Source organism: Serratia sp. Sp408, assembly GCF_057180665.1.
In genome coordinates this window covers 2,163,627-2,176,098 of record NZ_JBXUFT010000001.1, presented here as the reverse complement: position 1 = coordinate 2,176,098, position 12,472 = coordinate 2,163,627, and the positions used below count along the sequence as shown (strand labels likewise).

Genomic DNA, 12,472 nt, shown 5'->3' with positions numbered 1-12,472 from the left:
CCCACGAGTTTCATATGAAGATTAAATAACTTTCTATTGAAATCTAGTTTGACTTTTATCAACTTGGTGACAGGTTGCTGCGTGCGAGTTTTAAACCATGCTGAATCTCACACTTTGAGGACCCGTCACTCTCGTCTTTTAATCCCTGCCGGCCACCCCTCTGAGGCTTGATTGTCACCGAGGCTGTTTTGGCTGGTCACCTTGTGCATTTTCTAACAAAGCATTGCCGGATTTGTTCGTTCAATTCCCTGTCGATTTGGTTTGTTATCTAACCCATAACTTCCAGAAATATATAAGGGCGTGGCGAGCATGTTTAATTTTTCTTTCAACAGCTTAACCAGTGGAATGGCGGTGGCTTTGGGGGTGACGCTCAGCGCCAGCCCAGCCTGGGCGGCAGTGCAGGGCGGCACCCTGATTTACCTGGAACAGCAGGCGCATACCACGCTTTATCCGCCTTCCGGCGGTTTTTATCCTAACGGCGGTATCCTCAATCAAATCACCGACAAACTGACCTATCAGAACCCGCAAACGCTGGAGATCGAACCCTGGATCGCGCAATCCTGGAGCAGTAACGCCGATAAAACCGAATACACCTTCAAATTGCGTCCCGGCGTCAGTTTTTCCGACGGTACGCCGCTGGACGCTAACGCGGTCGCCAGAAATTTCGACACCTATGGCTTGGGTAACAAACGGCAAAAGCTGCCGGTGTCGGAAGTGATCAACAACTATGACCACAGCGAAGTGATCGACCCACTGACGGTGAAGTTCTATTTCAAACGGCCGTCGCCGGGCTTTCTGCAGGGCACCGCCACCATCGGCTCCGGCCTGGTGGCGCTCAGCACGCTGGCGCGCAGCTATGACCAACTGGGCGACGCCCGCAATATTATCGGTTCCGGCCCCTTTGTGGTCAGCGATGAGAAGCTGGGGCGGGAAGTGAACCTTAGCGTGCGCAAGGATTATCGCTGGGGACCGGTCACACTGGCGCAGCAGGGGCGCGCCAATCTGGATGGCATCAAAGTGATTGTCACCGCTGAGGACAGCGTTCGTATCGGCGCGCTACAGGCCGGACAGGCGGATTTTATTCGCCAGATCCAGGCCTACGACGAAAAGCCCACCCGCGATCGCGGTTTTATCATTTACGCCGCCCCAACGCGCGGCGTCAACGACAGTCTGGCCTTCCGTCCGGATAACCCGTTGGTCAGCGACCTGCGGGTACGCCAGGCGCTGCTGCATGCCACTGACGCCAAACAGATCGTCGAGACGCTATTTTCGCCCAACTACCCGCAGGCCCGCTCGGTGGTAGCCTCGTCCGCTGCCGGTTTTGTCGATCTGTCCGATCGGCTTAATTTCGATCCGGCGCTGGCCAACCGGCTGCTGGATCAGGCCGGCTGGCAAAAGGGCGCCGATGGCCTGCGCGAAAAAGACGGCAAAAAGCTGCGACTGACGGTGTACGAATCCTTGCCGCAGCCGCAGAACAAAGCGGTGCTGCAGCTGGTTTCGCAGCAGTGGCGCAACGTTGGCGCCAGTCTGAATATTCTGGCCGGCGACGCCGGTAGCAAAGTGGCGGACAACCTTGACCCGCAAAAAACGCCGCTGGCGGTGATTGAGGTGGGCCGCGCCGATCCGGACGTGATCAAGAGCCAGTTTTATCCCAGCAACCGCGACGGCCTGCTGCAACAGGGCGGCAGCGGCAAGCACAGCCGTTTCAGCGACGATCGGCTGAACGCATTGCTACTTGGCATTGCTGCCGAAGTCGATGCGGCAAAACGCCTGCAAATCGCCGGCGATGCCCAGCGTTACCTGCTGGATCAGGCGTACGTCATTCCGATTTTTGAAGAGCCGCAGGTGTTTGCCGGTGCACCGTACCTGAAGGGCGTCAGTTTCGAGGCGGTAGGCCGGCCAAGCTTCTACGGCGCATGGCTGGAAAAGCACTAGGGAGGCGACGATGATCAGATATCTCGGTAGTCGGGTTGGACAGGCGCTGTTGGTGCTGTGGGCGGCATTTACCCTGTCTTTTCTGTTGCTGCAGGTGTTGCCGGGCGACGCTGTGCTGATCAAGTTCCAGAATCCGGATATGGGCCTTAGCCCGGCGCAGATCGCCGACATGCGGGCGGCGTATGGCGCCGACGTACCGCTGTGGCAGCAGTACCTGCATACCCTCGGTAACGTGCTGCATGGCGATCTGGGTTATTCGATGCAGGCCGGGGTGCCGGTCACCGCGCTGCTGGCCGCCAACTTGCCAGCCACGCTGCAACTGGCGGTAATCGGCTTTGCCTTGGCGCTGCTGGTGGCGCTGATGCTGGCCTTTGTTTCCCATCTGCCCGGCGCGTCCCGGCTGGCGGCACTGCTGCGTTCGCTGCCGGCGCTGTTTGTCTCGGTGCCGACCTTCTGGCTCGGTATCGCGCTGATTCAATTGTTTTCTTTCCATTTCAAACTGATACCAGTGATCAATCCCACGCAATGGCAGGGACTGATCCTGCCGGTGGTAACGCTGGCGATACCGATTAGCGCGCCGCTGGCGCAGATCCTGATCCGCAGCATCGACAGTGTACAAACGCAGCCGTTCATCGCCGTGGCCCGCGCCAAAGGGGCCAGTCGGCAGCGGGTATTGCTGCACCATGTGGCGCGCAACGCCATGCTGCCGGCGCTGACCATCGCCGGCATGTTGTTTGGCGAGCTGATCGCCGGCGCGCTCATCACTGAAACGGTATTTGGTCGCAGCGGCCTTGGGCAGTTGACGCAACAGGCGGTGGAAAATCAGGACGTTGCGGTATTGCAGGCGATGGTACTGCTTTCGGCCGCGGCGTTCGTCACCATCAACCTGTTGGTGGATCTGTTGTTCCCGCTGCTGGATCCACGCTTGAAATCTCACGCAGGAGTGACCGCATGAGCAGTATTTCATTTGAAAAAGAGGTGGTGCCGGAACGCGATCTGACGGTGGTTGAAAGCGAAGGCACGTTGCCGATGCGCCGTTCACGTTCGCGACGCCTTCCGCTGACGCTGGTGCTGGCCTGGGCGGTACTGGCGCTGGTGGCGCTGTGGGCGTTGGCGCCGGGCCTGTTTACCGCCTACAGCGGGACCGACGGCATTGCCGGGGCACAGCGGCTGGCACCGAGCGCCGAACACTGGCTGGGAACCGATCCGCTGGGCCGCGATCTGTACGCGCGCATCGTCTACGGCGCCTCGCAAACCCTGACCGGTGCGCTGGTGGCGGTGGCGCTGGGCGGCGTGGCCGGTACCGCGCTCGGCGTATGCTCCGGGACGCTGGGCGGGGTGGTTGATACTGCGCTGATGCGGCTGGTAGACGTACTGCTGTCGATCCCCGGCCTGTTGCTGGCGCTCAGTGTGATTATGCTGCTGGGGTTTGGCACGGTAAACGCGGCGATCGCGGTGGGCATTACCTCGGTGGCGAACTTTGCCCGGCTGGCGCGGGCGGAAGTGATGCGGGTGCGTCACAGCGATTATGTCGAAGCGGCGTATGGCAGCGGTGGCGGCTTCTGGGCGGTGCTGTGGCGGCATATCTTGCCGAACTCGCTGGGACCGGTGATTGCGCTGTCGGCGTTGCAGTTCGGCAGCGCCATTCTGGCGATCGCCACGCTGAGCTTTCTGGGGTATGGCACGCCGCCGCCAACGCCGGAATGGGGACTGCTGATCGCCGAAGGACGCAACTATCTCGCCACCGCCTGGTGGCTGACCACGTTCCCGGGACTGGTGGTGATAGCGGTAGTACTGGCCGCCAACCGTATCAGTCACGCATTGGGGAGAAGACGCCTATGAGTCTGCAAGGAGCATTACAGCGTACGGCGGTACCGCCGGTGCTGGAACTGGATAACGTCTCGATTGCCTATCAGCGGCACGGCGACAGCCGGCGGGTGGTGCATAACGTCTCGTTCGCCATTCGGCCGGGGGAGGTGGTGGCGCTGGTGGGGGAGTCAGGCTCCGGCAAAACCACCACCGCGCAGGCGATTATCGGCCTGCTGGCCGACAACGGGCAGCTTGAACAGGGTGCCATCCGCCTGAACGGCGTGGATATCAGCCGCTGGCCCTCGTCGCGCCTTGATGCGCTGCGTGGCGCGCAAATCAGTCTGATCCCACAGGATCCGTCCAGCTCGCTCAATCCGGTGAAAACCATCGGTGCCCAGGTGGCGGAGATCATCAATATTCATCGCCGCCTACCGCGACGACAGCTGCAACAGCGGGTAGTGGAGTTGCTGACCCGCGTCGGTCTGTCGCATCCGGCGCAACGGCTGCATCAGTATCCGCATGAGTTGTCCGGCGGCATGAAGCAGCGGGTGTTGATTGCGATCGCCATCGCGTTGCAACCGGCGCTGATTGTGGCCGACGAGCCGACCAGCGCGCTCGACGTTACGGTGCAAAAACGCATCCTCGATTTGATTGACCAGCTGCGTCAGGAGTTCGGCACGGCGGTACTGCTGGTTACCCACGATCTGGGCGTGGCCGCCGAGCGTGCCGACCGATTGCTGGTGTTCCGTGACGGGCGGGTGCAGGAGCAGGGAGCGACCGCCGAGGTGTTGGCTAATCCGCGCAGCGACTATACCCGTCAGTTGTTTGCCGATTTGCCGTCGCTGGGGGGCGCCGCTGCGCCGAGCGTGATTGGCCAGGCGGCAACGGCAATCGAGGTTAAGGGCCTGGTAAAAGACTTCCGTTTCGCCGGGCGCGGCGGCGAGGTGTTTCGCGCGCTGGATAACGTGTCGTTTCGCGTTGCCCAAGGAGCCACCCACGCGCTGGTGGGCGAATCCGGTTCGGGAAAAACCACCCTGGCGCGCTGTCTGCTGGGCTTCCAACGGCCCGATGCCGGGCAGATCGTTATCGACGGGGTGGACATGACGCAGTTGAAGGGGGAGGCGCTGCGCCAGTTTCGCCAACGCATTCAACTGGTGTATCAGAATCCGTTCGGTTCGCTCGATCCTGCCCAGACGCTGTATCAGGTGGTCGAAGAGCCGTTGCTGAATTTCCAACCGATGGCCAAAGCCGAGCGTTATCGCCGGGTGCGCGATCTGTTTGCCAGGGTAGCGTTGCCGGACGATCTGCTGAGCCGCCGGCCGCATGAACTGTCCGGCGGCCAGCGCCAGCGGGTGGCCATTGCCCGTGCGCTGGTATTGCAGCCGCGCGTGCTGGTGCTGGATGAGGCCACGTCGGCGCTGGACGTGACGGTGCAGGCGCAAATCCTGCGTCTGTTACAGCAGTTGCAGCAGGAGCTTGGCCTGACCTATCTGTTTATTTCCCACGATTTGGCGGCGGTACGCCAGATATCACACGGCGTTTCGGTGTTGCACCGTGGCCGACAGGTGGATTGCGGCGCTACCGCCGAGCTGTTCGCCATGCCGGGCAGCGACTATACCCGCCGGTTGATCGACGCCATTCCCGGTCAACGTTTTCAGCTACCGCAGCAGATTAAGGATGTGTCATGAGCAGTAAAAGACTGGGATTCTTCACCCGTTTGCTCGATCAGGGCAGCGCGCAGCAGCGTTACCGTCTGGCAACCGAACAGATCGTGCATGCCGAGCGTGCCGGATTCGACAGCGCCTGGGTGGCGCAACACCATTTTCACCAGGATGAGGGCGGACTGCCGTCGCCGCTGGTGTTTCTGGCGCAGCTGGCGGCAAAAACGCGCCACATCCGGCTTGGTACTGGCGTAATCACTCTGCCGATGGAGTCGGCGATCCGCGTGGCGGAAGACACCGCCGTGCTGGATCTGTTGTCCGACGGCCGGCTGGAGGTTGGCGTTGCGGCGGGGGGCACGCCGACCTCGTTTGCGGCGTTTGGCCTGGAGGCCGAACAGCGCAACGCGGCGTTTGCCGCCAATTTGCACAGCCTGTTGCAGGCGTGGCGCGGCGCCCCATTGGGCAGCGACGACAATCGCCTTTACCCGGCAGCGCCGCAGTTGGCGCAGCGCGTGTGGCAGGCCACCTTTTCGGTGGCCGGCGGCGAGCGTGCTGGCAAGGCCGGCCATGGGTTGATGCTGTCGCGCACCCAGCCACGGCCGGCCGATGCGCTGGATCTGCCGCTGGATGCGCTGCAAAACCCGATTATCGACGCCTATCTGGCGGCGTTGCCCGCGGGGGTGACGCCGCGCATCATGGGGTCGCGCAGCGTATTTGTCTGTGACGACAGCGCCCGGGCGCGCGATTTTGCCGCCCAGGGGCTGAGCCGCGGGCTGGAACGCCTGCGCGCCGCCGGCCATCAACCGGCCGATGAAACGCTGGACGGGTTGATCCGCGCGTTTGACGTGCATCTGGGCACGCCGCAGCAGGTGATTGACTCGTTGCAACAGGACAGCGCGCTGGCCCGCGTCACCGATTTGGCGTTTCAGGTGCACTCCATCGATCCGCCACACCCGTATATTTTGCGTTCGATCGAGTTGATCGCGCGCCATGTCGCACCGGCACTCGGCTGGCAACCGCGTCACCCGGCCGCGGCCGCTCACCATCACGCAGAGGAAAATGTATGACCGACACCCATGATCTGCTGGCTACGCTGGCTGATATCGACAGCGACTCGGCACTGGCGCAGGCACGTGCGACGCGTCAGGCCGCCGGCGAGGCGATTCAATCCAGTTATCACGCGCTGTTCCATGCCGCAGCGGATGACGAATTCCCACGCGCCGAGCGATTATTGCTGGCACAGCGCGTCAGCGAATGGCACGGCGTCCACGCGCTGGCGGCGCACTATGGCGATGCATTGCGGCAGACGGCGCAACGCCCGCAGGAAAATGCCGAACGGCTGCGTGCCGCGCTGGATCACGCCGAGCGGCTGGCATTCACGCCGGCGCAGGCCGAACCTCAGCACCTGCAGGGGTTGCAACAGGCTGGCTGGTCGCTGGCGGCGATCGTCACGCTGTCGCAGTTGATCGCCTTCGTCAGTTTCCAAAGTCGTTTGCTGTACGGCTACCGGTTGTTGGCGGGAAAGGCGGTGAACGCCGTCGGCGGGGCGCCGGTGCGTGCCGCAGCATGGCGCACCGAGCGCCGTACCCATGGCGGCCGTCAGGCGCCGCTGGCCTTTACCCGCCAGGAGTTGGAGTGGGAACCCTGGATTGCCGCCAAACCGCTGGCCGAATTTGATGCCGCAGGGCTGGCGCTGCTGGCGCGTTTTGGCCATACGGATTCGGACTATTTCCGCCTGCTGGCGCGCAACCACCCGCTGCTGGAACAACGCACCCTGGCCGATCGGGCGATTTTCTATACCTCCGGCGGGCTGGCGCGGGCGGAGCGCGAACTGGCAGCCACCGTCGCCAGCAAAGTGAACGGCTGCATCTATTGCGCGTCGGTACACGCGCGCAAGGCCGCGCAGTTGTCCAAACAGGGGGATGCGGTGCAGCAACTGTTAGAGGTACCGCCGGGTGGGGCGCTGAGTGAAGGGCAGCAGGACGCCTGGCGCGCGCAGATCGATTTTGCTGCCGCACTGTCCGCCACGCCGCCGCGGGCCAATCCCGATCAATTGGCGCTATTGCGCAGTCAGGGTCTAACCCCACTTGAACTACTGGATTTGGTGCAGTCGACGGCGTTTTTCGCCTGGGCCAACCGGCTGATGCTGACGCTGGGAGAACCGTTTGAGCCATAGAGGGTAGCGCCTGCCGGTGCGGCGTTTTTTGGCATTAGCCACCCGTTGCACTCATTGCGGAAATTGTTCTTAATTACTTGAAATATGTCTATTTATAGTTATGTGACGTCGTCACTTATGTGCTGGCAAGCGCCATGTCGCGGTTAACCGCGCGACTGGCGCTTGAGCGGTACGCCTCTTCCGCCATAGCAGTTCCCCGGAAATTTACCTGCCAACCAGACTCGGTGGTTGTTGAAATTGTGACCGGAATCACGAGGTTGCCAGTATTTTGATTTTAATGCATGAGAGCCCTCTCATTTCGTCATTTCTCCATTGGAAACCGGTTTCCATTTTGTTTCCAATGGGGGCCTCAAAGACCACCAATCATCACTGGGGTAATCATAATGAAGAAAATAATGCTTTGTTGTTCTGCGGGGATGTCGACCAGTCTGTTAGTCAATAAAATGAATGCCGAAGCCGCCAGTCGTCAGCTGCCGGTGGAGATTGCAGCGTTCAGCGCCAGCGAGTTCGATCAGCAGTTCCCGAACTACCAGGTGGTGCTGCTGGGGCCGCAGGTCAAATATATGCTGCCGGCGCTGTCGGCCCGCGCGGCGGAAAAGGGCGTGCCGGTGGCCGCCATCGACATGATGGATTACGGCATGCAGCGTGGCGACAAAGTGCTGGACTTCGCGCTGGCGCTGATTGAACAACAGGGAGCGCGCGCATGAGTTCCCTCTATCAGGCGATGGTCAACGTTATTGAACAAAAGGTCACGCCGTTGGCCGGTAGCGTCGGCCAGCAGCGGCACGTGATCGCCATTCGCGACGGCTTCGTGTCGGCGCTGCCGTTTATGATTATCGGTTCGTTCATGCTGGTGTTCATCTTCCCGCCGTTTGCCGCCGACAGCAGTTGGGGCTTTGCGCGCGGCTGGCTGAATTTTTCACTCAAATACCGTGAGCAACTGATGCTGCCGTTTCATCTCAGCATGGGGGTAATGACCTTCTTTATTTCGGTCGGGATCGGCGCCAGCCTTGGGCGGCACTACAAGCTGGATCCGATCATGACCGGTCTGCTGGCGTTTATGGCCTTCCTGCTGGTGGCGGCGCCGTACCGCGACGGAGTGATCGACACCCAGTATTTCTCCGGACAGGGTATTTTCACCGCCATCATTACCGCGCTGTACGCCGGTGAGCTGTATGCCTGGCTCAAACGCCACAATATCACCATCCGCTTGCCGAAAGAGGTGCCGACCGGCGTGGCGCGATCGTTCGAAATCCTGATCCCGGTGGTGGTGATCGTGGCAACGCTGCACCCGCTTAACCTGCTGGTGCAGAGTTACACCGGCATGATCATTCCGCAGGCCATCATGCACCTGCTGGAGCCGCTGGTTTCGGCGTCGGATTCGCTGCCGGCGATCCTGATTTCGGTGTTTATCTGTCAGATCCTGTGGTTTGCCGGTATTCACGGCGCGCTGATCGTCACCGGCATCATGAACCCGTTCTGGATGACCAACCTGGCGCTGAACCAGACCGCGCTCGCCGCCGGTGCGCCATTACCGCATATCTATCTGCAAGGGTTCTGGGACCACTATCTGCTGATCGGCGGCGTCGGTTCCACGTTGCCGCTGGCGTTCCTGCTGCTGCGCAGTCGGGCCGTGCATCTGCGTACCATCGGCAAGATGGGCGTGGTGCCGAGCATGTTCAATATCAACGAGCCGATTCTGTTCGGTGCGCCGATCATCATGAACCCGGTGTTCTTCCTGCCGTTCATTCTGGTGCCGATGATCAATGCCACCTTCGCCTATATCGCCACCAAGCTGGGTTGGGTCGCGCAGGTGGTGTCGCTGACGCCATGGACCACACCGGCACCGATCGGGGCTTCCTGGGCCGCCAACTGGGCGATCAGTCCGCTGTTGATGTGCCTGTTCTGCATGGTGTTGTCGGCACTGATGTATTACCCGTTCCTGAAGGCCTACGAACGCACCCTGCTCAAGCAAGAGCAGGAAAATAATCAACCACAAGGCGGTGCCGCAACCGCCGTGAATTCCTGAACAAGGAGCCATAATGAAATATTCGTTCCCGCAAGATTTTTGGTGGGGCAGCGCCAGCTCGGCACCGCAAACCGAAGGGGAAAGCCTGAATTTTGGCAAGAGCGCTACCGTCTGGGATGAATGGTTTTCGCAGCAGCCGGGGCGTTTTCACCAGCAGGTCGGGCCGCAGGACACCTCCGGTTTTTATCGCCACTGGCGCGAAGACATTGCGCTACTCAAGCAGTTGAATCACAACAGCTTCCGCACCTCGATCTCCTGGGCGCGGCTGATGCCGATGGGGCGCGGCAGCGTCAATCAGCAGGCGGTGGCGTTTTATAATCAGGTGATCGATGAAATGCTGGCGCAGGGCATTACACCATTTATCAACCTGTTTCATTTTGACATGCCGATGGCGATGCAACAGCTCGGCGGCTGGGAAAGCCGCGAGGTGATCGATGCCTATGCCGAGTTTGCCGATAACTGCTTCCGTCTGTTTGGCGATCGGGTGAAGCACTGGTTTACCTTCAACGAGCCGATCGTGCCGGTGGAGGGCGGCTATCTGTATGATTTCCATTACCCGAACGTGGTGGACTTCAAACGCGCCGCCACCGTGGCGTACCACACCATGCTGGCCCATGCCCAGGCGGTGAAAAAGTACCGCGCGCGGCAACAGGGTGGGGAGATTGGCATCATTCTTAACCTGACGCCGTCCTATCCGCGTTCCGACAACCCGGCAGACGTCAAGGCGGCCCATATTGCCGATCTGATGTTCAACCGCAGTTTCCTCGATCCAGCGCTGCGCGGTGAATATCCGCAGGAGCTGGTGGCGTTGCTGCAACAGCACGGTCAACTGCCGCATTGCCAGCCGGGAGACGCGCAACTGCTACAACAGGGCGTGGTCGATCTGCTGGGGATCAATTATTACCAGCCGCGCCGCATTCAGTGTCGCGACAGCCTGGTTAACCCCGACAGCCTCTTTATGCCGGAATGGTTCTTCAGCAGCTATGAGATGCCGGGGCGTAAAATGAACCCGTATCGCGGCTGGGAAATCTACGAAAAGGGCGTTTACGATATTCTGACCAATCTGCGCACCAACTACGGCAACCCGCGCTGCTTTATTTCCGAAAACGGCATGGGGGTGGAAAACGAGCAGCGCTTTGACCAGAATGGCCAGATCCAGGACGACTATCGCATTGCGTTTGTTCGCGACCATTTGCGCTGGGTACATCGCGGTATTCAGGAGGGTAGCAACTGCCTGGGTTACCATATGTGGACCTTTATCGATAACTGGTCATGGTGCAACGCCTATAAAAATCGCTATGGTTTTGTGCAGCTGGATTTGGCTACGCAGAAACGCAGCATCAAAAAAAGTGGCGAGTGGTTTGCTGCCGTCGCCGAAGCCAAGGGGTTTGAGGGAGCAGAATGATGGACGATTTGGAAAGCACGGTGATGGAAATCATCGTCAATGCCGGGCAGACGCGCAGCCTGTGTTTTGAAGCGTTGCAGGCGGCGCGCGACGGTGATTTCACTCAGGCACAGGCGCGTTTGCGCGAGGCGGACGAGTATTCGCGCGCGGCGCATCGGGTGCAGACCCAGTTGATTGAACATGACGCCGGTGAGGGCAAGACGCCGATGACGTTGATCATGGTGCATGCACAGGATCATCTGATGAATGCTATTCTCGCTCGCGAGCTGATCGCTGAAATGGTCGAACTTTATCAACGACAGCAGGCGGCGAGTTAAGGATAATCAGTAACGAGATAGATGACAAAGTTCTCGGTGAGAGACTCGGGCCTGGCGCACCTCGAGGCGCTTCGGCGGCTCACGCCGCTACGCCCCAACGCTCTCCCTAATATCTGACTTTGTCAGCAGTCTGACGGGCCTTTGGCCCGTTTTTCAACATCAGCAGGAAGACCCGCAGTTATGGCCAATATCAACGATGTTTCCCGTCTGGCGCAGGTGTCGAAAGCCACGGTATCCCGGGTGCTGAGCGGCAGTCGCGGGGTAAAGGAAGAAAGCCGCCTGGCGGTGTTGCGGGCGGTGGAAACGCTCAATTATCGGCCGAATGCCGTGGCGCAGTCGCTGACCAGTCAATCGACCGGCTGCATCGGCGTGGTGTGCGCTACCGAACATATCCAGCAGTCCACCGGCTATTTGCAGGCGCTGGAAAAACAGCTGAGTCAACAGCGCAAGCATTTGCTGTTGCGCTTCGCCAACGATGCACCGACGCTGGCGGCCGCGGTGGCGGAGCTGAGCAATGGCTGGTGTGACGCGCTGATTGTGGTCGGTGCGCGCTTTAGCCTGCCGCCGCTGCCAGACAGCGTAATGTGTCTCGATTGCCTGTCGGCCACCACCAGTAAAAGCATCGGCTTCGATCATCAGTTTGCAACCGAAACCGCGGTGCATTATCTCGCCAGCCAGCAGCGGCGGCAGATTGCGCTGGTCAACTTTGCCGGTGGCGACGCCGCGCAGCAGGTCTTGCAGGGGTATTGCAGCGCGCTGGAGACGCACCTGATCCCCTATAACCGGCAACTGGTGGTGGAGGGCGAGGCGTCGGTGCGTATCGCGTTGCAAAGCCTGTTCAATCGCCATATGCCGTTTAATGCGCTGCTGGTCACCGATGACTGTCAGGCGCAGGAAGCGATCGACGTTCTGCGGCAGTATCAACGGCAGGTGCCGGGACAGGTGACGGTGTTCAGCCTGGACGGGTCATTGCAGTGGCCCGGCGCACCGGCGGTGCCGTCGATTGAATATTCGCTGGAGGCGTTGGCGCAGCGTGCGCTGGCGTTGCTGACCAGCGACGAAGACCACAGCCTGATTCGCGGCAGCCTGATGGCGCGCTGACTTGCCTCCCCCCCAGCGCTCGCACGCGCATTGTCTATA

Annotated in this window: 11 protein-coding genes; all 11 read left to right on the top strand. The window is 60.6% G+C overall.

The window, feature by feature from the left end; genetic code table 11:
- The first annotated feature begins 345 nt into the window (after nucleotides 1-345).
- The 11 genes from AC2AXP_RS10365 (at nucleotide 346) to AC2AXP_RS10315 (ending at nucleotide 12,433) form a co-directional block, all read left to right on the top strand.
- Nucleotides 346-1,935: a TIGR04028 family ABC transporter substrate-binding protein gene (locus AC2AXP_RS10365; RefSeq protein ID WP_004961068.1), complete on the top strand. Its 1,590-nt coding sequence runs from the start codon at nucleotides 346-348 to the stop codon at nucleotides 1,933-1,935.
- A 10-nt stretch (nucleotides 1,936-1,945) separates the two neighbouring features.
- Complete coding sequence (locus AC2AXP_RS10360) at nucleotides 1,946-2,890, top strand: ABC transporter permease (RefSeq protein ID WP_004961069.1); 945 nt, start codon at nucleotides 1,946-1,948, stop codon at nucleotides 2,888-2,890.
- Nucleotides 2,887-3,777, top strand: coding sequence for an ABC transporter permease (locus AC2AXP_RS10355; protein ID WP_198772993.1), 891 nt, complete (start codon nucleotides 2,887-2,889; stop codon nucleotides 3,775-3,777). The genes AC2AXP_RS10360 and AC2AXP_RS10355 overlap by 4 nt, the downstream gene beginning before the upstream one ends.
- The gene (locus tag AC2AXP_RS10350; RefSeq protein WP_484381624.1) at nucleotides 3,774-5,432 is read left to right on the top strand and encodes a dipeptide ABC transporter ATP-binding protein; all 1,659 of its coding nucleotides are present in this window, start codon (nucleotides 3,774-3,776) and stop codon (nucleotides 5,430-5,432) included. Before AC2AXP_RS10355 ends, AC2AXP_RS10350 begins: the two co-directional genes overlap by 4 nt.
- The gene (locus tag AC2AXP_RS10345; RefSeq protein ID WP_088499734.1) at nucleotides 5,429-6,472 is read left to right on the top strand and encodes a putative FMN-dependent luciferase-like monooxygenase; all 1,044 of its coding nucleotides are present in this window, start codon (nucleotides 5,429-5,431) and stop codon (nucleotides 6,470-6,472) included. The genes AC2AXP_RS10350 and AC2AXP_RS10345 overlap by 4 nt, the downstream gene beginning before the upstream one ends.
- Nucleotides 6,469-7,581, top strand: coding sequence for an alkylhydroperoxidase domain protein (locus AC2AXP_RS10340; RefSeq protein ID WP_273872174.1), 1,113 nt, complete (start codon nucleotides 6,469-6,471; stop codon nucleotides 7,579-7,581). The genes AC2AXP_RS10345 and AC2AXP_RS10340 overlap by 4 nt, the downstream gene beginning before the upstream one ends.
- A 383-nt stretch (nucleotides 7,582-7,964) precedes the next feature.
- Nucleotides 7,965-8,288 carry a PTS sugar transporter subunit IIB gene (locus AC2AXP_RS10335; protein WP_004961078.1) on the top strand — a complete coding sequence of 108 codons (324 nt, stop codon included), beginning with the start codon at nucleotides 7,965-7,967 and terminating at the stop codon, nucleotides 8,286-8,288.
- Nucleotides 8,285-9,610, top strand: coding sequence for a PTS cellobiose transporter subunit IIC (locus AC2AXP_RS10330; protein WP_004961079.1), 1,326 nt, complete (start codon nucleotides 8,285-8,287; stop codon nucleotides 9,608-9,610). Before AC2AXP_RS10335 ends, AC2AXP_RS10330 begins: the two co-directional genes overlap by 4 nt.
- Nucleotides 9,611-9,623: 13 nt before the next feature.
- Nucleotides 9,624-11,015: a glycoside hydrolase family 1 protein gene (locus tag AC2AXP_RS10325; RefSeq protein WP_484381623.1), complete on the top strand. Its 1,392-nt coding sequence runs from the start codon at nucleotides 9,624-9,626 to the stop codon at nucleotides 11,013-11,015.
- Complete coding sequence (locus tag AC2AXP_RS10320; RefSeq protein ID WP_039992661.1) at nucleotides 11,015-11,332, top strand: PTS lactose/cellobiose transporter subunit IIA; 318 nt, start codon at nucleotides 11,015-11,017, stop codon at nucleotides 11,330-11,332. The genes AC2AXP_RS10325 and AC2AXP_RS10320 overlap by 1 nt, the downstream gene beginning before the upstream one ends.
- A gap of 180 nt (nucleotides 11,333-11,512) precedes the next feature.
- Nucleotides 11,513-12,433 (top strand): LacI family DNA-binding transcriptional regulator, encoded by a 921-nt coding sequence (locus AC2AXP_RS10315; protein WP_004961085.1) that lies wholly within the window; start codon nucleotides 11,513-11,515, stop codon nucleotides 12,431-12,433.
- Nucleotides 12,434-12,472: the final 39 nt, after the last annotated feature.

What these genes read in the sequence shown, in the direction of transcription:
- AC2AXP_RS10315 (WP_004961085.1), top strand. Translation starts at nt 11,513, where the DNA reads ATGGCCAATATCAACGATGTTTCCCGTCTGGCGCAGGTGTCGAAAGCC.
- AC2AXP_RS10365 (WP_004961068.1), top strand. Translation starts at nt 346, where the DNA reads ATGGCGGTGGCTTTGGGGGTGACGCTCAGCGCCAGCCCAGCCTGGGCG.
- AC2AXP_RS10325 (WP_484381623.1), top strand. Translation starts at nt 9,624, where the DNA reads ATGAAATATTCGTTCCCGCAAGATTTTTGGTGGGGCAGCGCCAGCTCG.
- AC2AXP_RS10340 (WP_273872174.1), top strand. Translation starts at nt 6,469, where the DNA reads ATGACCGACACCCATGATCTGCTGGCTACGCTGGCTGATATCGACAGC.
- AC2AXP_RS10345 (WP_088499734.1), top strand. Translation starts at nt 5,429, where the DNA reads ATGAGCAGTAAAAGACTGGGATTCTTCACCCGTTTGCTCGATCAGGGC.
- AC2AXP_RS10355 (WP_198772993.1), top strand. Translation starts at nt 2,887, where the DNA reads ATGAGCAGTATTTCATTTGAAAAAGAGGTGGTGCCGGAACGCGATCTG.
- AC2AXP_RS10320 (WP_039992661.1), top strand. Translation starts at nt 11,015, where the DNA reads ATGGACGATTTGGAAAGCACGGTGATGGAAATCATCGTCAATGCCGGG.
- AC2AXP_RS10335 (WP_004961078.1), top strand. Translation starts at nt 7,965, where the DNA reads ATGAAGAAAATAATGCTTTGTTGTTCTGCGGGGATGTCGACCAGTCTG.
- AC2AXP_RS10330 (WP_004961079.1), top strand. Translation starts at nt 8,285, where the DNA reads ATGAGTTCCCTCTATCAGGCGATGGTCAACGTTATTGAACAAAAGGTC.
- AC2AXP_RS10350 (WP_484381624.1), top strand. Translation starts at nt 3,774, where the DNA reads ATGAGTCTGCAAGGAGCATTACAGCGTACGGCGGTACCGCCGGTGCTG.
- AC2AXP_RS10360 (WP_004961069.1), top strand. Translation starts at nt 1,946, where the DNA reads ATGATCAGATATCTCGGTAGTCGGGTTGGACAGGCGCTGTTGGTGCTG.